A 231-nucleotide genomic window follows, 5' to 3' on the forward strand; every position below is an offset into this window, starting at 1 on the left:
CCGGTTTCCACCGCTTTTTTGATGGCGCATTTCGGTTCGTTCAAATGCAGGCATTCGCGGAATTTACAGCCTCCCGCACGCTCGTCCATTTCAGGGAAGCATGCCGACAATTGTTCTTTATCCAACTGCTCAAAATCGAACGAACTGAATCCCGGGGTATCGGCAAGCAAGCCGCCGTTCACTTCGATCAATTCCACGTGGCGAGTCGTATGCTTGCCGCGGTTCAAGGCT

1 protein-coding gene is annotated in these 231 nt (G+C 52.8%); it reads right to left on the minus strand.

Features of this window, described 5'->3' with window-relative positions; genetic code table 11:
• Positions 1-231 (minus strand): GTPase RsgA (gene rsgA / locus SB775_RS34295; RefSeq protein ID WP_410865748.1); only part of this gene is annotated, 231 nt, incomplete at both ends.

The organism is Peribacillus sp. SIMBA_075, from assembly GCF_046534585.1.